The following is a 19,078-nucleotide window of genomic DNA, read 5'->3' on the forward strand; positions in this document are numbered from 1 at the left end:
CACCGGAATGGCCCCTGACGCTCGTTCAGGAGCTGCTGCAGTCAGCGCGCCAGGGACTCGACGCCATGACCACCGCGCAGCGTCGCAAACGTTAAGCGTCCGCAAACATGGCGCCGCAGGCGCGGGAGGAATCCCGGGTTGTGGGCGTTTTCTACCGGCTATTCGCCCTAGACCCCTGCAGCCGAACGCCGCGCCGCGACCCACTCCGCACGCAAGACACGCACAACGCGCCGCAGCGCGGGAGGAGCCCGGATCGCGGGTAGTTTCCGCGGATTTCGCCTACACCAGCTGCAATTCGAACGCCTTCAACACCGCCCGGGTCCGATCCCTCACACCCAGCTTCGACAGGATGTTCGAAACATGGTTCTTGATCGTGCCCTCGGCCACACCCAGCGAATTGGCGATCTCCTTGTTGGAGAAGCCGCCGGCCATGAGCCGCAGGATCTCGGTTTCGCGATCGGTGAGCGGATCGGGTCGGTCCAGGCTGACGAAGTCGTTGCGCATGTGCTCCAGGCCCGAGAGCAGGCGCTGGGTCACGGCCGGCTGCACCAGCGACCCGCCCGCGGCCACGGTCTGGATCGCACCGACCAGCTGGTCCAGGGACACATCCTTGAGCAGGTAACCCTTGGCACCGGCCTTGAGGCCGGCCAGGACCAGTTGGTCGTCGTCGAAAGTGGTCAGGATGATGGTCGGTGGCAGCTGGTTGATCCGGGCCAGCGCCTGCAGGGCCTCCAGCCCGGACATCGCCGGCATGCGCATGTCCATGAGCACCACATCCGGCTTGATCTGCGGGATCAGCTCGACTGCCTGGCGGCCATCGGAGGCCTCGCCGACCACTTCGATGTTTTCGGCCAGGGCCAGCAGCGAGCGTACGCCCTGCCGCACCAGGGTCTGGTCGTCGACCAGGGCTACGCGGATCATGTCGCCTCCGAGGGGTTGGATTCGGGAATGGGTGTCGCGGCCCGGGGATTCACGACCGGAACGGGAATGGGGAATGCGGGCGCGAGGTCCGTCGCCTCGCCCAGGGGCATGCGGATGTCCAGCGCGAAGCCGGCTCCAGGCGCGGTGCGGAAATCCACCGTGCCACCATAGCTGGCCAGCCGCTCGCGTAGCCCGCGCAGGCCGTTGCCGAGCGCGTACTGGTCGCTGCCCTGGCCATCGTCGCTGGCACGCAGCCGGATCGCGTCGCCTTCCAGCGAATAGGCCAGCCGCAGCTGCCCGGCCTGGGCGTGGCGCACGGTATTGGTGATGATTTCCTGGGTGCAGCGCAGCAGCACGTGCGCGCGCTCGGCATCGTCCAGCAGGAAGGGCTCGGGCATGGTGATCTCCATTTCCAGCCCGGGGACGTTCTCGGCCAGGGGCGACAGGGTAGCCGCCATGTCGATGGCACCGCCCGAGCGCAGCTGGCTGACCGCCTCGCGCACGTCGCTGAGCAGCAGCTTGGCCAGGGTGTGGGCCTGGCCCACGTGCTCCTGGACCTTGCCCTGGGCGAGATGCCCGGCCACCTCCAGGTTCAGGCTCAGCGCGGTCAGGTGATGGCCGAGCAGGTCGTGCAGCTCGCGCGAAATGCGGGTGCGCTCGTTGACCCGGGCGCTTTCGGCCAGCAGGGCGCGGGTCGCGCGCAACTCCGCGTTCAGGCGCCGCTGGTCATCGCGCGCCTGGGCCTGCTGCCGCGCCACCAGGCTGGTGACGAAGATGAAGGCGCAGAAGCCGGCGTACAGCATCGACTGCAGCAGGGCTTCGGGCCAGGCGAATTCCAGCCCGATCACGAACAGCGGCGCCACCGCGAACTGGCTCAGGATCAGCCACGCCACCCCCACCCAGATCGGCAGCAGCCAGGGCAGCACGCAGGCCACCAGCACCAGCAGGATGCTGCCCAGGCCGCTGAGGCTGAAGTAGCTGACCGCGATCGCCGCGCCGGTGAGCAGCAGCAGGAGCAGGTAGTCGGGCCAGCGGATACGCCGCGTGTCCATCGCCCGCGTCAGCCACAGGTACAAGGCTCCGAACAACGCGTACGCCAGCCATCCATGCCAGCTCATCTGCGGCGGCTGCGAGCCGTCGGGGGTTTCGCGCGGGAACAGTGCGGTGTAAAGCAGCGGGACGCCCACCAGGGCCCAGGTGAACAGGCCGGCGTAGCGCAGCAGGCGGGTATGGCTCAGTCGACCCAACATGCCGCATCTTATGCACATATGGGGCGCAGTGCCGTGCACCGGAAGTCATGCGCGCCTCCCTGTTCCGGGCGCCCGCATGCGATAATCCGGCAACGCCCTGCAGCGCGGGCGAACTCAAGCCTTACGGAGTTGCAGGAATGTCGATCGCCATCCGCGACGTGCGCGAGCACGAGCTGGATTCCGTCCTTGCCCTGAACAACGCCGCCGGCCCCGCCATCCTTCCGCTCGACGCGGCTCGCCTGCAACGCTTCTTCGCTTCAGCCGAATATTTCCGCATCGCCGAACGCGACGGCGCCATGGCCGGCTTTCTGCTCGGGTTCGGCTCGCGTTCCGCGCACGAGAGCCCCAACTTCGGCTGGTTCCGCGAGCGCTATCCAGATTTCTTCTATATCGACCGGATCGTGGTGGCCAGTCGCCGCCGCGGCGGCGGCGTGGGCCGGGCCCTGTACGCCGACGTCCAGAGCTACGCCGAACTGCGCTACCCGCAGCTGGCATGCGAGGTGTTCCTGGAACAGGAGGCCGACCCTGCCCTGTTGTTCCATGGCAGCTTCGGCTTCCGCGAGGTCGGCCAGCATGTGATGCCCGCGCCCGGCGGGGGCATCCGCGCGGCGATGCTGATGAAAGAACTGTGCAGCTATCCCTGGGTGCACGACACCTATGGCGACGATCTGCCCGACGAGCCCTGGCTGGCGACCCGCAACGCCGCCGCCCCGCGACACAGGCAGACCGGAACATGAGCGCCACCGCGTCTGCGATCCCCAACTACGAGCAGGCCGGCGAGCTGAAGATCGGACAGGTCGGCATCGCCAACCTGCGGGTGCGCACGCTGGACGTGGACAAACTGGCTGCCGAAATGCGCGAACGCGTGGCGCGCGCGCCCAAACTGTTCGCGCGTGCGGCCGTGGTGGTCGATTTCGGCGGGCTGGCGCAGACACCGGACCTCGCCACCGCCCGCGCCCTGATCGAAGCACTGCGCGACGCCGGGGTGCTCCCGGTGGCGCTGGCCTATGGCACCAGCGAGAACGAGGCGCTGGCGGTCGAACTCGGATTGCCCCTGCTCGCCAAGTTCCGCGCCCAGTACGAAGGCTCCGATCGAGCCACCGGAGCGCCCCAGAACACCGCCGCCAGGTCCGCCGAGCCCCCGCCGCCGACCTCCGACGGCCCGGCGAAAACCCGCGCGCCGCAGGCGCCTGCCACGGCCACCGCTCCCGGCCTGATGCAGGCCGCACCGGTCCGCTCGGGCCAGCAGGTCTACGCCGAGAACCGCGACCTCACCGTACTCACCGCGGTCGGCGCCGGCGCCGAGGTCATCGCTGACGGTTCGATCCACATCTACGGCCCCTTGCGTGGCCGCGCACTCGCCGGCGCGCAGGGCAACGAACAGGCGCGCATCTTCTGCCGCGAGTTCCATGCCGAACTGGTCGCGATCGCCGGCCACTACAAGGTGCTCGAGGACGTGCCGAAGGAACTGCGCGGCAAGCCGGTGCAGATCTGGCTGGAGACCTCCATGACCGGCGGCGAAGAACTGAAAATGGCGGTCCTGGACTGAGCCGGGCATTCACGACAAGAACAACCGCGCCGCGAAGACGGCGCATGACAGGAGAACCACATTGGCCGAAATCATCGTAGTCACCTCGGGCAAGGGCGGCGTGGGCAAAACCACGACCAGCGCCAGCATCGCCTGCGGCCTTGCCCGCCGCGGCAAGAAGGTCGCCGTGATCGACTTCGACGTTGGCCTGCGCAACCTCGACCTGATCATGGGCTGCGAGCGCCGGGTGGTTTACGACTTCGTCAACGTGATCCACGGTGAGGCCGCGCTCAAGCAGGCGCTGATCAAGGACAAGCGCTTCGAGACCCTGTTCGTGCTGGCCGCATCGCAGACCCGCGACAAGGATGCGCTGACCAAGGAAGGCGTGCAGAAGGTGCTCGACGACCTGGGCGAGGACGGCTTCGACTACATCGTGTGCGATTCGCCGGCTGGCATTGAGAAGGGCGCGTTCCTGGCCATGTACTTCGCCGACCAGGCGGTGGTGGTGGTGAACCCGGAAGTCTCCAGCGTGCGCGACTCCGACCGCATCCTCGGCCTGCTGGCCTCCAAGACGCGCCGCGCCGAGAACGGCGAGCGGGTCAAGGAACACCTGTTGCTGACCCGCTACAGCCCCAACCGGGTCGAGAGCGGCGAGATGCTCAGCGTCAAGGACGTGGAGGAGGTGCTAGGCCTGAAGACGGTCGGCGTGATCCCCGAATCGGGCGATGTCCTCAACGCCTCCAACAAGGGCGAGCCGGTGATCATGGACATGGAGTCCAACGCCGGCCAGGCCTACGACGACGCGGTCGCGCGGCTGATGGGCGAGGAACGGCCGATGCGCTTCACCCAGCCGGACAAGAAGGGCTTCTTCAGCAAGCTCTTCGGAGGCTGAGCGCATGGGCCTGTTCGATTTCCTCAAGGCGAAGAAGAACACCGCCTCGATCGCCAAGGACCGCCTGCGCATCATCATCGCCCAGGAGCGCAGCACGCTCGGCGCGCGCGACTATCTGCCGCTGCTGCGCCAGGAATTGCTCGAGGTGATCCGCAAATACGTCAGTGTCGACGTGGATGCGGTGAAGGTGGACGTGGTCAAGGAAGGCGAACACGACATCCTGGACATCTCGGTGGCGCTGCCGGACGAGCGCGCTTCGGCGGCCTGACCGGCGCTTTGTATTCGTAGGAGCGACGTCAGTCGCGAGCTTTCGGCTTTCATGCATCAGGATCAAGAGCTCGCGACTGGCGTCGCTCCTACAGTTGCTCCTGCGCAGGACATCGACGTCCTGCGGATTCGCGGCATCGATTTTTCCCACGCGGCTGTCCTGCTCGCCCGCTACGGGCTGGCGCTCGAACGGGTCGCGGAAGGGGCCGCCATTCCCGGCAGCTACTGGGGCGAGTGCGAGGCCGGCCTGATCGGATCGACCGTCTATGTCCGCGACGACACTCCGGTGCACTCGCTGCTGCACGAAGCCTGCCACCTGATCGTGCTTCCGCCAGAACGCCGGCGGTCCGTGCATACCGATGCTACGGATTCGGTCGAGGAAGAAGACGCGGTCTGCGTCCTGCAGTCGCTGCTGGCTTCGGAACTGCCGGGCGTGGGTCGCGATCGCCTGCTGGCGGACATGGATGCCTGGGGCTACAGCTTCCGTCTCGGCAGCGCGCGTGCGTACGTCGAGGACGACGCGGAAGATGCCTGGCGCTGGCTGCAGGCCCGCGGGCTGGTCGATGCGAGACGCCAGCTGCGCTGGCCGGAAGCCGGCGCGACGGGCTGACAGCCCGCACTTGCAGGTGCGCGCGGCCACGGTCTAGCCTGCAGACATCCGCGTCTCGCCACGCCGTTCAGGAACTGCCCCGTGACCCATCGCCACGCTTTGCTTGCGCTTGCCATCGGCGCGAGCCTGCTCGCCACCACCCTCTCGTTCACCGCCTGCAAGCGCACGCCCTCGCCCGGCAGCGAACCGGCGCCGGCCCCCGGCACCATCGCAACCACCGCGCCCGAAGACGAAACCGCCGACCAGTTCGTGGCCCGGGTCAACGCCGAGTACAAGGCGATGTATCCGGAACTGACCGCGGCGCAGTGGCTCTCGTCCACCTACATCAACGACGACAGCCAGCTGCTGTCGTCCAAGGCCAACGAACGCTTCCTGGCCCAGCTCAAGAGCTGGATCGAGCAGTCGAAGAAGTTCGAAGGCAAGCAGATGTCGCCCCAATCGGCGCGCGCGATCATGCTGCTCAAGCTCAGCACCTCGCTGCCGCCGCCGAAAGACCCGGCCAAGCTCGCCGAACTGACCAAAATCGCGGCCAAAATGGAAGGCGATTACGGCGCAGGTTCCTACTGCAAGACAGAGGGCGACGCCAAGAGCTGCCGCCAGCTCGGCGAGCTGGAGGATGTGCTGCGCAGCAACCGCGACTACGACGCGCAGCTCGACGCCTGGGCCGGCTGGCACAGCATCAGCAAGCCGATGCGCAAGGACTACCAGCGCTTCGTCGAGCTGGTGAACGAGGGCGCGCGCGACCTGGGCTATGCCGATACCGGCGAGCTGTGGCGTTCCGGCTACGACATGACGCCGGCCGAGATCGCCGCCGAAACCGACCGCCTGTGGGGCCAGGTGAAGCCGCTGTACGAGCAGCTGCATTGCTACACCCGCACCCGGCTGGGCGCGAAGTACGGCAAGGACAAGGGCGAGGCCGCCGGCGGCCTGCTGCCGGCGCACCTGATGGGCAATATGTGGCAGCAAGACTGGGGCAACCTTTGGGACGTGCTGGAGCCGTACCCCGATGCCGGCGACCTGAACATCACCCAGACGCTGGAGCGCCAGTACCGCGAGAGTTACGCCGCGCAGATCGTCAATCAGACCTCACTGCCAGAAACCGACCGCAGCGAGGAAGCCGAGCGCGCGGCGCAGCTCGACATCGCCAGGAAGATGACCGAGCGCGCGCAGGACTTCTATACCTCGCTGGGCATGGCCAAGCTGCCGGCGAGCTATTGGGAAAAAACCCAGTTCATCAAGCCGCGCGACCGCGACGTGGTCTGCCACGCCAGCGCCTGGGACATGAACCTGGGAGGTGCCGATTCTAAGAGCCCCGACGTGCGCACCAAGATGTGCATCAAGCCGAACGAGGAGGATTTCACCACCATCTACCACGAGCTGGGCCACGTCTATTACTACATGGCCTACAACAAGCTGCCGCCGATCTTCCAGGCCGGCGCGCACGACGGCTTCCACGAAGCGATCGGCGACACCATCGTGCTGGCGATGACGCCCAAATACCTGCAGTCGATCGGCCTGCTCAGCGGCCCGCTGGAGACCGCGGCCGAGAGCGGCGAGGACGATGCGCTGATCAACTCGCAGATGCGCATGGCACTGGCGAAGGTGGCGTTCCTGCCGTTCGGGTTGATGATCGACCGCTGGCGCTGGGGTGTGTTCGACGGCAGCATCAAGCCCGATCAGTACAACAAGGCCTGGTGGGACCTGAAGGCGAAGTACCAGGGCGTCGCCCCGGTCGCGCCGCGCGGCGAGGACTTCTTCGACCCGGGCGCCAAATACCATGTGCCGGGCAACACGCCGTATACGCGCTACTTCCTCTCGCACGTGTTGCAGTTCCAGTTCTACAAGGCGCTATGCGACGCGGCCGGCTACAAGGGCCCGCTGTACGAATGCAGCTTCTACGGCAACAAGGCCGCCGGCCAGAAGTTCCAGGCGATGCTGAGCAAGGGCGCCAGCCAGCCCTGGCAGCAGACCATGAAGGAGCTCACCGGCGGCGAGAAGATGGACGCGTCCGCGGTGCTCGAATACTTCGCGCCGTTGCAGAAGTGGCTCACCCAGCAGAACGCCGGTCAGCAGTGCGGTTGGAGCGCGCCGGCCACGAATCCCGCGCCTGCTGCGCCCGCCGCGCCGCAGGCCCCTCCTGCGCCGACGCCTCCTGCGCCAGCGCAGACCTGAGCATGGTCGCTGGCGTGCCAAGTCGCCAACGCGGCTTCGCACACCGCGCCTATAGCTGGAACGCCACCGCGCGCACCATGCCTTCGACCAGGTCGCGGCCGAATCCCGGGGAATCCGGCCGGTAGGGTTGCGCCTCGTCGATGCGACGGCGCAACCACCCGCTCAGCCAGGCGATGTCGTCCTTTCCGTAGAACAGCAGCGACAGTTCGTGGTTGAGAAACAGGCTGCGCGGATCCAGGTTGGTCGAGCCGCATGCGCCCAGCATGTGGTCCACGACGAAGGCCTTGGCATGCGCCATGCGCGGCAGCAGGTGGAAGCGCACGCCCGCCGCGGCCAGGTCGCGCATGGCGCGCGCGCGGGCGATGTCGGCGAGCCGGTGATTGGACACCGCGGGCACCAGGATCTCGACTTGCACGCCGCGCACCGCGGCCAGGTGCAGCGCCTGCGACAGCGCGTCATCAGGCACGAAGTACGGACTCACCGCAACGATGGTGCGCTCCGCGCGGAAGCATGCGTCCACCAGCACCGCATGCGCGCAATCCTCCGGCATGTCGGGCCCACTCGGCAGCAGTTGCACGCCGGCCTGACCAAGCCGATCCGCAGAGGGCGACGCCGGACCTTTGAGCGCGGCTGCGCCACGGTCCTGCCAGTCGCGCTCGAACAAGCGGCCGGCATCGGCGGCCACCTCGCCATCCACGCAGAACGACAGGTCCAGCCACGCAGGCGCTCCGGGCGCGTCCTCGAAGTACTCGCGGGCGAGGTTGCGGCCACCGCTCCACAGTCGTACGCCATCGGCCACCATCAGTTTGCGGTGGTTGCGCAGATTGCGCGGGGTGCCGTCGGAACGGCCGAGCGGCGGCCGGAACCATTTCACCTGGATCCCGCGCGCAGAGAGAGCGGAAATATCGACGCCCCGTGAAGCCAGCCCGTCCAGCAACAGCCTCACGCGTACGCCGCGCGCTGCCGCGGCGGCCATCGCCTGCACGAATCCCTGCGCCACCGCGTCGTTGCGGCCGCCCAGGATGAACGTGGCGACGTCCAGCCGCTGGTGCGCGGATTCGATCAGGGCGAGCACGCTCGCCCGCGCCTGCGCACCATCGGCGTCGAAGCGGGCGCGCCCCGCCCGTGGTGGCGCGATCCCGAACGCGCAGGCCAGCTGCGCCGCCCAGGGCGCGTCGACCGGCGCGCGTTCGGGCGCAGGCAACGCCTGCCGGCGCGTTTCCTTGCGCCGGCCGAACAGGAAATACAGCGGCAACGCCAGATAGGGCAGCAGCGCAAGGCCCATCACCCAGGCGATCGCGGCGCTGGGCGGGCGCCGCTCGGCATAGGCGCGCGTCATCACCACGTACACCAGGACCGCGGCCAGACCCAACACGACATGCGCCAAGGTGCCGGTGAGCCAATGCATGCGGGCGATGCCGGCGCCTACATTCCGTCGACCGGCTCGAATGCGGCCGGTTCCTGCGGGCAGCGCGGAACGTCTCTGCTCACGACCGCCTCCCAACGCCAGAACAGCCAGCCGGCCAGGCTGAAGCAGGCAGCGCCGATCGCCAGGTGCAGGGCGCGATGGCTGAGCAACGGCGACAGGGCGCCAGCGACGATCGCGTTCGAGACCAGGCCGGTGAAGGCCTGCAGCGAGGACGCACTGCCGCGCTGGCGCGGATACATGTCCAGGATCGCCAGCGTGACGATCGGGAACACCAGGGCGATGCCGAATGCATTGAGGCTGATCGGCAGCACCGCCCACGGCGCCGTGGGCGCGGCGACCAGCAGGCTGTAGGCGATGTTGCACACGGCTGCGACGCCGCAGCAGGCGAAGCCGAGATTGGCCAGGCGCATGCCGCTGATCCGCCCAGCCGCGCGGCCGGAGACGAACGCGCCCAGCATCATCCCGCCGATCATGGGGATGAAGAACCATCCGAACTGGCGCTCGTTGAGCTTCATCAGGTCGATCACGAACGCAGGTGCCGAGGCGATGTACAGGAACAGCGCGCCGAAATTGAACGCACCGGCCAGGGTGAGCCGCTGAAAGCGCCGGTTGACGAAGATCCCCCAATAACCGCGCAGCAGAGGCCTGGCCTGCAGCGGCAGGCGTGCCTGTGGCGGATGGGTTTCCGGCAGCGCCCACCAGGTGGCGGCGAGCAGCAGCAGCGAAAACGCCACCAGGAACCAGAAGATCGCCGGCCAGCGTTCCCAGCCCAGGATCCAGCCGCCGATCACCGGCGCGATCGCCGGCGCGATGCCGAAGACCATCGACACCTGGCTCATCAGGCGCTGGGCGTCGTCACCATGCAGCACATCGCGGATCACCGCACGACCCACGATCAGGCCGACGCCCGCGCTCAGGCCCTGCAGCACCCGGAACGCGAGCAGCATCGGCAGCGACGTCGACAGCGCGCAACCCACCGAAGCCAGCGTGAACACCGCCAGGCCGGCCAGGATTACCCGCCGGCGCCCGATCGCGTCCGACAGCGGCCCATGCACCACGCTCATCGCCGCGTACGCCAGCAGATAGGCGCTGATGGTCTGCTGCATCGCCACCTTGTCGGCCCCCAGCTGCGCGCCGATCTGCGGGAACGCAGGGAAAATGGTGTCGATCGAGAACGGCCCGAACATGGCCAGGCCGCCGAGCAGCAGGGCCAGGCGACGGGTGGACGGCGCGGATGTCATCCGGCGTCGCCCGGTCCGGCCGGCGGCACGTCGGGCGGTCCTTTCAGCTCGACCATGTTGCCTTCGGGATCGAACAGGTACTGCGAAGGCCCTTCGCCTTCGGCGCCATAGCGCGAGCCGAATTCGCCCAGGCGTACGCCGTGCGCGCGCAGGTGCGCGACGATCGCGTCGCGATCGAAGGGGTCGACCCGCAGGCACAGGTGATCCAGATTGCGGCCCTCCGTTCCGGGCGCCGCGCCACCCATGCGCCCGAGCTTGCCCTCGACGTCCACCAGGTCGATCAGCGAGGCGCCGGCCCGCAGCTGCAGCAGGCCGATCGTGTCCTGGCGGCGCTCCACGCTGCAGCCGAGCACGTCGCAGTAGAACGCCTGCATCGCATCGACGTCGCGGACGCGCAGGACGATATGGTCGATCTGCCGGAGCTCGAAGGGCCGCTGCGCCACTGCATCTTCCTGTTGGTTTGCCTGGTGCATGGTAACCAAGCATGCGGTGCGGCTTGTGGCACGGGACGCATCGACCCACCACGGGAACAAAACCGGCTTCCCTGCCGCACACCGGCCCGGCCTGCGGCAAGCGACCCGCCGCGAGTGGCGCCTGGTGGCATCGCGTCGGGCCGCCGCCGGCTACCGGCTATAATCCGCGCCGTAGCTGGTGGGAGAAGCGACCGCATGCGCGTCGCTGCCGAAGGCGCAACCGCCCGGAATCGCTCAGGCCCGATACCACCGCCGCAAGGGATGGTCGTTACCCACCGGTAGCAGCCGCCCGACAACTCTGGAGAGATCGGCTGCCGCCGTATCCGCGGCGAGGCCGGCGCCGAAGGGGCAAGAAGCGCGGGGCCACCTCCCCATCCGTGCTTCCAAACTCTCAGGCGAAAGGACAGAGGGGCCCGGCTTCACGAGCACGCTCCCGGCATACGCCGCGCAACGGGTGACCCCATGTCCAGCCACCAGACCAGCACGCTTTCCCTCCGCGACCTTGAGCACCATTCGGCCTTCGTCGAACGCCATATCGGCCCGAACGACGACGAGATCGCCTCCATGCTCCGGGTGGTCGGCCACGACTCGCTGGATGCGATGACCGATGCCATCGTCCCCGGCGGCATCCGTTCCAAAGACGCTCTGGCGCTGCCCGATGCGATGACCGAAGTCGAGGCGCTGGCGAAGATCCGCAGGATCGCCGACCAGAACCAGGTGTTCCGCAGCTTCATCGGCCAGGGCTATTACGGCACCCATACCCCGAACGTCATCCTGCGCAACGTGCTGGAGAATCCGGCCTGGTACACGGCGTACACGCCCTATCAGGCCGAGATTTCGCAGGGCCGGATGGAAGCGTTGATCAACTTCCAGACCATGTGCGCCGAGCTGACGGGCATGGAGATCGCCAATGCCTCGCTGCTGGACGAGGCCACCGCCGCCGCCGAAGCCATGACCCTGGCCAGGCGTTCGGCCAAGTCGAAGTCCAATACCTTCTTCGTGTCCAGCGGCGTGCATCCGCAGACGCTGGCGGTGCTGCGCACGCGCGCCGAACCGCTTGGGATCGCGCTGCATGTCGGCGACGACGCGGACGCGCGCGACCTCGACGCCTTCGGCGTGCTGCTGCAATACCCCGACACCTTCGGCCGCATCAACGATTACACCGCCCTGGCCGAAGCGGTGCACGCGCGCAGCGGCCTGGTGTGCGTGGCCACCGACCTGCTCGCACTGACCCTGATCGCCGCGCCGGGCGAATGGGGCGCGGACATCGTGGTCGGCAACACCCAGCGCTTCGGCGTGCCGTTCGGTTTCGGCGGTCCGCACGCGGCGTTCATGGCCTGCCGCGATGCCTACAAGCGCTCGATGCCGGGGCGTCTGATCGGCGTATCGGTCGATGCCGAAGGCAACAAGGCCTACCGCCTGACCCTGCAGACCCGCGAGCAGCACATCCGCCGCGAGAAGGCCACGTCGAACATCTGCACCGCACAGGTGCTGCTGGCGGTGATGGCGTCGATGTACGCGGTCTACCACGGCCCCGACGGGCTGGTGCGGATCGCGCAGCGTACCCATCGCCTCGCCTCGATCCTTGCCGGCGCGCTGCGCAGGGCCGGGGTCGCGGTCGGCGACGGATTCTTTGACACCCTGCACGTCACCGGCGTGGATGCCTCGGCCATGCATGCCAGGGCGCGCGAGGCGCGCATCAACCTGCGCGCGATCGACGCAGGCAGCGTGGGCATCAGCCTGGACGAAACCACCACGCGCGCCGACGTGGCTGCGCTAGCGCAGGTGTTCGGCGCCGACATCGGCGACATCGATGCGCTCGACCGCGAGGCCGGCGACGCCCTGCCCGCCAGCCTGCGACGCCGCTCGAAATACCTCACCCACCCGGTGTTCAATACCCACCACAGCGAACACGAACTGCTGCGCTACATGCGCGCGCTGGCCGACAAGGACCTGGCGATGGATCGCACCATGATCCCGCTGGGCAGCTGCACGATGAAGCTCAACGCCACCGCCGAGATGATCCCGGTGACGTGGCCGGAATTCGGCAACCTGCATCCGCTGGCGCCGGCGGAACAGACGCAGGGCTACAAGGCGCTGATCGAGGGGCTTGAGGCGATGCTGGTGGAATGCACCGGCTACGATGCCGTCAGCCTGCAGCCCAACTCCGGCGCGCAGGGCGAATACGCCGGGCTGCTCGCGATCCGCGCGTACCACGCCTCGCGTGGCGGCCACAAACGCGACATCTGCCTGATCCCCGAGTCCGCGCACGGCACCAACCCGGCTTCGGCGCAGCTGTGCGGGATGAGCGTGGTGGTGACCAAGTGCGACAGCCACGGCAACGTCGATGTCGAGGACATCCGCCGCGCAGCGGAAAAGTATTCCGACCGGCTCGCCGCGATCATGATGACCTACCCCTCCACCCACGGCGTGTTCGAGGAGGACGTGGTCGAGATCTGCGAGATCGTGCACCAGCACGGCGGCCAGGTGTACACCGACGGCGCCAACATGAACGCACTGGTCGGCGTGGCCAAGCCGGGCAAGTGGGGCTCGGATGTCTCGCACCTCAACCTGCACAAGACCTTCTGCATCCCGCATGGCGGCGGCGGTCCGGGCGTGGGTCCGTGCGCGGTCAAGGCGCATCTCGCGCCGTTCCTGCCCAGGGCCGCACAGGACGATGGCTTCGAAACCGATGGCATCGGCGGCGGCGGCATGGTCAGCGCGGCCAGCTACGGCAGCGCGAGCATCCTGCCGATCAGCTGGATGTACATCGCGATGATGGGCGCCGAGGGACTGCGCAAGGCAACCCAGGTGGCGCTGCTCAATGCCAACTACATCGCCATGCGGCTCGCGCCGCACTACGAGACGCTCTATACCGGCCGCAACGGCCTGGTGGCGCACGAATGCATCCTTGACCTGCGCCCGATAAAGGACGCCACCGGCGTGTCCGCAGAGGACGTCGCCAAGCGCCTGATCGATTTCGGATTCCACGCGCCCACGCTCAGCTTCCCCGTGGCGGGCACGCTGATGGTCGAGCCGACGGAGAGCGAGTCGTTGCACGAACTGGACCGTTTCTGCGACGCCATGATCCAGATCCGCGACGAAATCCGCGCGATCGAGGACGGGCGCCTGGATCGCGAAGACAACCCGCTCAAGCACGCCCCGCACACCGCCACCCAGGTCGCGGCCAGCGAATGGACCCACGCCTATCCGCGCGAGCTCGCCGCCTTCCCGCTGCCGGTGTTGAAGCAGCAGAAGTACTGGCCGCCGGTGGCGCGCGTGGACAACGTCTACGGTGACAAGAACGTGTTCTGCAGCTGCGTGCCGGTGGAAGCGTTCAAGGGCGAGATCGAGGCCTTCAGCGAGCCGAACGTGGTCTGATCGATTCTGTGCCGCGAGCTGGGTTCGCGCTGCTCGCGCGGGCGCCGCCAGCAGCCCGAACCCGCCGCCGCCTGACGGCCACCGGATGTTCGACGAAAGCCGCCTCCGGGCGGCTTTCTTATTGGCCGCGATGGCGTTGGCGACCCCTCGATGCCGTCGACGGGGTTGGCGGGCCATCCACGGCGGCGGGGCGGGAAACCAGCATGTTTGATGCGCAACCGCGGAAGGCGGACCTGGACCTGCACTACGGTGCCAGCGTGCCCGCGCCTTGTCGTGCGCCGGGTATCGAAGCCGCCCTTCGACTTCGCGCCTGCGGCGCTACGCTCAGGACTAACGGCTCGGGGACGGCGGGCGACTTGGGAAAGCCCCGGACCTTCCAGCTCAAGCTGGCTCCAGGAAAAGAAACCGTTCGCCCTGAGCGTAGGCGCATGGCGCCGGAGTCGAAGGGCGCCCTTGTCGCCGGGCGCTCCCGAGTCCCCCGGGCCCAGCAGCGGTGCAAGTAGTGCGCAGCCAGCGCGAGGTCTGTCCGGGGCGCGATCATGAATCCGACAGTTATCGCCCCTGATCGGACAAGCGCCGCGGATGCAGCGTGGCCACAAGGACCATACGATCAAGGATTACCGAACGGTCGCCGATCGTAATGCCCATCGACCTCGACACCCCCTACCCGCTCGACGACGCCCAGATCGAACGCTTCCGCCGCGACGGCTTCATCCGCCTCAGGGACGTGTTCGATGCACAAACCCTGCAGCATTACGGCCGGGAGATCACCCAACTCACGATCGCGCGCAATACCCAGACCAGGCCGCTGGAAGAACGCAGCACCTACGACCGCGCCTTCCTGCAGGTGATGAACCTCTGGCGCCAGGGCGGCCCGGCACGCGAGTTCGTGTTCGGAAAACGATTGGCCGGCATCGCAGCCGCGCTGCTGGAGGTGGACGGCGTGCGCCTGTACCACGACCAGTCGCTGTACAAGGAACCCGGCGGCGGTTTCACCCCCGCGCATGCCGACCAGTACTACTGGCCGCTGGCCAGCGATCGCTGCGTCACCGCCTGGGTGCCGCTGCAGGCGGTGCCGCAGGACATGGGCCCGCTGGCATTCTTCGCCGGCAGCCAGGCCGAGGAATTCGGCCGCGACCTGGGGATCTCCGACGAGAGCGAACGCGAGATCACCGCGGCGATGGAAACGCGCGGCTTCCCGGTGGTCGAAGCGCCGTTCGACCTGGGCGAGGTCAGCTTCCACCTGGGCTGGACCTTCCACCGCGCGGGACCCAATCGTTCCACCACGCCGCGCTCGGTGATGACGGTGATCTACATGGACCGCGACATGCGGCTCAAGGCGCCCGAGAACCATATGCAACAGGCGGACTGGGACACCTGGTGTCCCGGTGCCGTCATCGGCGAAATCATCGATACGCCGTTGAACCCGGTTCTATATGAGTCGCGCGGCGATTCGGTACCGCGCATGGAACTGGAAGCGACGCACGCATGAACGCCCGTCATTGCCTGGCCGCGTTGGCCGCCGTTCTCGCTCTCGTGGGAGCGGCTTCAGCCGCGAATGCTCTTGCGGGCCAGCCGCAAACGCCAACGAAGGCAATCGCGGCTGAAGCCGCTCCCACGGATGCCGCTCCTACGGGTGCCACGTTGCGCATGCGGGCGAAGGCCGGCGAGGAAGTCTTCTATCACGTGTTCTTCCGCAGCTTCCGCGATTCCGACGGCGATCGCATCGGCGACCTGAAAGGACTGACGGAGAAACTCGATTATCTGAAAGACCTCGGCATCACCTCGATCCTGCTCACGCCACTGCAGCCATCGCCCTACTACCACAATTATTTCGCCACCGATTTCGAAAGCATCGAGCCCGCCTACGGCACGATGCAGGATTACCGCGCCCTGCTCCGCGCGGCGCATGCATGCGGGCTCAAGGTTTACCTGGACATGGAGATCCAGTACGTCGGCGAAGGGCATCCATGGTGGGCTCAATCGCTGGACAAGCCAGGCGCGCCGTTCGCCGACTTCCTGATCTGGCGCGACCCGACGCATACCGAAGCCGAACCGTTCCTCAACCAGGCGCGGTGGGAGGGCTACGACGGCCGCCACATCGGCATCGCCATGGTCAACCTCAACGATGCCAAGGTACGCGATTACTTCCAGCGCGTGCTGCTGCAGTGGGCCGATCCGCACGGCGACGGCAGCGGCCGCGACGGTGCCGATGGCTTCCGCATCGACCACATGATGGACGACCTCGACAACAAGGGCGTGGCCACGCGGCTGTTTGACACGTTCTGGAAGCCGATCTTCGACGCCCTGCGTCAGCGCCGCCCCGACTTCCGGATCATGGCCGAGCAGTACGACTGGGGCTATGGCGCGGACTGGCTGACGCGCGGCCATGCCGACCTGGTGTTCGCCTTCCCGCTGCGCGGCGCCATCGGCAAGCTCGACAAGGCGGAGATCGTCAAGGCGCTGCGCGAGACCGAAAGAATCACGCCGGCCGGCAAGAGCCAGATCGTGTTCCTGGAGAACCACGACACCGACCGCCTCATGTCGCTGCTCGATGGCGATGCGGCGAAAGCGCGCGTCGCAGCGGCGATCATGCTGCTGGTACGCGGCGAACCGCTGCTCTACTACGGCCAGGAATTGGGCATGCGCGGCGTCACCGGCAAGGCCGGCATGACCGACGCCAACCACATCCCGCTGCGCGAGGCGATGCGCTGGCGAGCCGATCTGGAGGCGCCCGGATCGGCCACTTGGTACCGCGGCGACAAGCCCTGGTGGCAGCAGCGCTACAACCGCAGCGGCGACGGGGTTTCCGTGCAGGAACAGGATGCCGAGCCGGTGTCCCTGCTCAACTGGTATCGCCGTTTGCTCGCACTGCGGCAGGCACGTCCGGAACTGCGCCGCGGAGACCAGCGGATCCTGTGCGAAAACGACAGCCAGGTGCTGTGCGTGCTGCGCGAAGGCGGCGGGCAACGCAGCCTGCTGGTCGCCAACCTCGGCGCCAGGCCGGCAACGCCCGCGCTGGAGGACGCCTCTGCCGGCGTTGCGTGGGTGGATCTGCTGGACGATACCGGCAAGGGCAACCCCGTCGATCCTGCGGCGCTGTCGCTGCCGCCGATGGCCGTGCGCATTCTGGGCACGCCGTAGGTCGGCCTGCGTCCCCACGCCCCATCGCATTCGGTGGGGAGCGGCGTGAGCCGCGATTGCTGCTCGCGCGACACGTGAATCGGCGAGAGCCATCGCGGCCGAGGCCGCTCCCACGAGGCCGCTCCCACTTTGACGCTCCTACAATGACGCCATGCCCGTGCCTCATCTCGACCGCCCGATCTGCGAGCCGGTGCAACTGCGTCCTGGCGCACGACTGCGCGTCCGGCGCATTGTGGAAGGCGGCAGTGCTGCGCCTAGCGCGCCGTTCCCGCACTACCACGACGTATCCGAATTGGTGCTGTTCGGCCGCGTCCGCGGCCAGCTGGTCGCCGATGGCATGCGCTATGCGCTGACCGATGGCTGCGTAGTGTTCGTGCCCTCGCTGCGCCAGCACGATTTCGCGCTCGAGGGCGGGCCGCGCGACTGGACCCTGGTCCAGATCGACGCCGGCACGGTGGCGGCGCTCGCCGATGCGCCCGCAGGCGAGCCGCTGCGCGGCGTGTTCTGCGCACGGCCCGAAGCCGCCCTCGCCGGCCGAATCGCGATGCTGGGCGACTGGCTCGTGGAGGCGGCCGACAACGATGCGCTGGCCGCCTCGCTGGCGACGCTGCTGCTGCAGGCAGTCGCCAGCGCGCCCCGCATCGAGGGGCGGCGCGAAGACGCGCAATCCGATGCGCTGCAGCGACTGCGCCCGGCACTGGAACGCCTGCGCCACGACCCTGCGCACGCGCCGTCTGCCGACGAAGCCGCCGCCCTGTGCGCGCTGTCGCCGGCGTATTTCAGCCGCCGCTTCCACCAGCAGCTCGGCATGGCCTGGAGCGAATACGTGCGCACCCACCGCCTGCACCTGGCCAGCCAGATGCTGCTGGAAAGCGATCGCAGCGCGGCCTCGATCGCGATCGCGCTCGGTTTTTCCACGCCCTCGCATTTCGGCGAACTGTTCCAGCGCAGGTTCGGGATATCGCCGAACGCCTACCGGCGCGCCGGCACGCGCTGAGGCATCGCGGCGATCGGGAACCCCCGTCCATCGATGCGAGATGACCAGTCTTTTGAAACCACCTCGCCCAACGCGGAACGACGATCGAAGCGCATGACGCGCCCTAGCCCGGGCGCATCCCGCCGTAGGGCGACGCGGCGTCCGGTCGGACGCGGAACACCACGCTCATGCGTGGCCCGACGGCGCGCTTGGTCTTGGGGATACCGTGTTCGTGGGTGAACTGCGCGGCATGGCTCATGCGCAGCAGGCTGCCCGGCGCCAACTCGACCGCAACGGTTTCGCGCGCGCCGGCCTTCGCCCGGATCAGCATGCGTCGCGGCGCGCCCAGCGATACCAGGGCGATCGGATGACCGGCGCTGAGCGAATGCAGCTTGTCGTTGTGCATGGCCACGCTGTCGCGGCCGTCGCGGTACAGGTTCAGGCCCACGGCGTTGTAGGGCGCGGGCGCCAGCGCGCGCACGCGGTCGAGCATGGTCCGCAGCGGCAGCCGATCGGGAATTTCCGCAATCCGGAATGTCGCCAGCAACCGCGGCACGTCGACCACGCGGTCGTACATGGGACGCTGCAGCGATTCCCAGGCCACGCCATCGCGCAGGGCCTCGAACCAGGCCTGCGCGGTGTCCGGATCCACGAACCCGGGCCAGTAGCGGAAACCGCCCTGCGCATCGTCGATGAGCACCAGCGGCGATGCGGGCGCAGCGAACAGATCCGGCCCTGCCACGAAATCGCGCAGGCCCGGGCGCGTCGGCGCAGCCATTGCCATCCGGACTGCC

At 67.9% G+C, this 19,078-nt stretch carries 15 protein-coding genes, 1 pseudogene and 2 riboswitches; of the genes and pseudogenes, 10 read left to right on the forward strand and 6 right to left on the reverse strand.

Going from position 1 to position 19,078, the window contains the following annotated elements; genetic code table 11:
* Nucleotides 1-279: 279 nt before the first annotated feature.
* Together MC380_RS10855 and MC380_RS10860 are read right to left on the reverse strand one after the other, a co-directional pair.
* Nucleotides 280-921, reverse strand: coding sequence for a response regulator transcription factor (locus MC380_RS10855; RefSeq protein ID WP_242103256.1), 642 nt, complete (start codon nt 919-921; stop codon nt 280-282).
* Nucleotides 922-1,025: 104 nt separating this feature from the next.
* A pseudogene (locus tag MC380_RS10860) lies at nt 1,026-2,171 on the reverse strand (histidine kinase); the annotation flags it as partial.
* A gap of 137 nt (nt 2,172-2,308) precedes the next feature.
* Here MC380_RS10860 and MC380_RS10865 point away from each other — a divergent pair.
* The 6 genes from MC380_RS10865 (at nt 2,309) to MC380_RS10890 (ending at nt 7,640) form a co-directional block, all read left to right on the forward strand.
* Complete coding sequence (locus MC380_RS10865; RefSeq protein WP_242103255.1) at nt 2,309-2,908, forward strand: GNAT family N-acetyltransferase; 600 nt, start codon at nt 2,309-2,311, stop codon at nt 2,906-2,908.
* Nucleotides 2,905-3,720 (forward strand): septum site-determining protein MinC, encoded by an 816-nt coding sequence (gene minC, locus MC380_RS10870; protein WP_242164683.1) that lies wholly within the window; start codon nt 2,905-2,907, stop codon nt 3,718-3,720. Before MC380_RS10865 ends, minC begins: the two co-directional genes overlap by 4 nt.
* A gap of 61 nt (nt 3,721-3,781) precedes the next feature.
* On the forward strand, nt 3,782-4,591 hold the full coding sequence (gene minD, locus MC380_RS10875; protein ID WP_242103252.1) for a septum site-determining protein MinD: 810 nt from the start codon (nt 3,782-3,784) through the stop codon (nt 4,589-4,591).
* Between the two features lie 4 nt (nt 4,592-4,595).
* Entirely contained in the window at nt 4,596-4,859 is a 264-nt protein-coding gene (gene minE / locus MC380_RS10880; protein WP_242103250.1) for a cell division topological specificity factor MinE, read from the forward strand.
* A gap of 51 nt (nt 4,860-4,910) precedes the next feature.
* Nucleotides 4,911-5,468 carry a hypothetical protein gene (locus MC380_RS10885; RefSeq protein ID WP_242103249.1) on the forward strand — a complete coding sequence of 186 codons (558 nt, stop codon included), beginning with the start codon at nt 4,911-4,913 and terminating at the stop codon, nt 5,466-5,468.
* Between the two features lie 81 nt (nt 5,469-5,549).
* Nucleotides 5,550-7,640, forward strand: a complete 2,091-nt coding sequence (locus MC380_RS10890) for a M2 family metallopeptidase (RefSeq protein WP_242164685.1) — start codon at nt 5,550-5,552, stop codon at nt 7,638-7,640.
* 49 nt (nt 7,641-7,689) lie between these two features.
* On the opposite strand, the gene MC380_RS10895 is transcribed toward MC380_RS10890, so the two are convergent.
* The 3 genes from MC380_RS10895 to MC380_RS10905 are packed head-to-tail and all read right to left on the reverse strand — an operon-like array spanning nt 7,690 to nt 10,783.
* Nucleotides 7,690-9,048 carry a phospholipase D-like domain-containing protein gene (locus MC380_RS10895; protein WP_242103245.1) on the reverse strand — a complete coding sequence of 453 codons (1,359 nt, stop codon included), beginning with the start codon at nt 9,046-9,048 and terminating at the stop codon, nt 7,690-7,692.
* 17 nt (nt 9,049-9,065) lie between these two features.
* Nucleotides 9,066-10,310 (reverse strand): multidrug effflux MFS transporter, encoded by a 1,245-nt coding sequence (locus MC380_RS10900; protein ID WP_242103244.1) that lies wholly within the window; start codon nt 10,308-10,310, stop codon nt 9,066-9,068.
* Nucleotides 10,307-10,783, reverse strand: coding sequence for a VOC family protein (locus MC380_RS10905; RefSeq protein WP_242164687.1), 477 nt, complete (start codon nt 10,781-10,783; stop codon nt 10,307-10,309). The genes MC380_RS10900 and MC380_RS10905 overlap by 4 nt, the downstream gene beginning before the upstream one ends.
* A 169-nt stretch (nt 10,784-10,952) precedes the next feature.
* Nucleotides 10,953-11,042: riboswitch (glycine riboswitch) on the forward strand.
* Between the two features lie 29 nt (nt 11,043-11,071).
* Nucleotides 11,072-11,200: riboswitch (glycine riboswitch) on the forward strand.
* A 45-nt stretch (nt 11,201-11,245) separates the two neighbouring features.
* On the opposite strand from MC380_RS10905, the gene gcvP reads away from it, so the two are divergent.
* From gcvP to MC380_RS10925, 4 genes are all read left to right on the forward strand, one after another.
* A complete protein-coding gene (gcvP, locus tag MC380_RS10910; protein WP_242164689.1) occupies nt 11,246-14,164 on the forward strand; it encodes an aminomethyl-transferring glycine dehydrogenase in 2,919 nt (972 codons plus the stop codon).
* Nucleotides 14,165-14,804: 640 nt separating this feature from the next.
* Nucleotides 14,805-15,656, forward strand: a complete 852-nt coding sequence (locus MC380_RS10915) for a phytanoyl-CoA dioxygenase family protein (RefSeq protein WP_242103241.1) — start codon at nt 14,805-14,807, stop codon at nt 15,654-15,656.
* Between the two features lie 158 nt (nt 15,657-15,814).
* Nucleotides 15,815-17,308 carry an alpha-amylase family glycosyl hydrolase gene (locus MC380_RS10920; RefSeq protein WP_242164704.1) on the forward strand — a complete coding sequence of 498 codons (1,494 nt, stop codon included), beginning with the start codon at nt 15,815-15,817 and terminating at the stop codon, nt 17,306-17,308.
* A gap of 151 nt (nt 17,309-17,459) precedes the next feature.
* Nucleotides 17,460-18,305, forward strand: coding sequence for an AraC family transcriptional regulator (locus MC380_RS10925; protein WP_242164706.1), 846 nt, complete (start codon nt 17,460-17,462; stop codon nt 18,303-18,305).
* Nucleotides 18,306-18,408: 103 nt separating this feature from the next.
* Here MC380_RS10925 and MC380_RS10930 read toward each other — a convergent pair whose 3' ends face one another.
* Nucleotides 18,409-19,062: an alpha-ketoglutarate-dependent dioxygenase AlkB gene (locus tag MC380_RS10930; protein WP_242103236.1), complete on the reverse strand. Its 654-nt coding sequence runs from the start codon at nt 19,060-19,062 to the stop codon at nt 18,409-18,411.
* Between the last annotated feature and the right edge of the window lie 16 nt (nt 19,063-19,078).

Source organism: Lysobacter sp. M15 (genome assembly GCF_022662515.1).
Lineage (GTDB): Bacteria > Pseudomonadota > Gammaproteobacteria > Xanthomonadales > Xanthomonadaceae > JAKPBU01.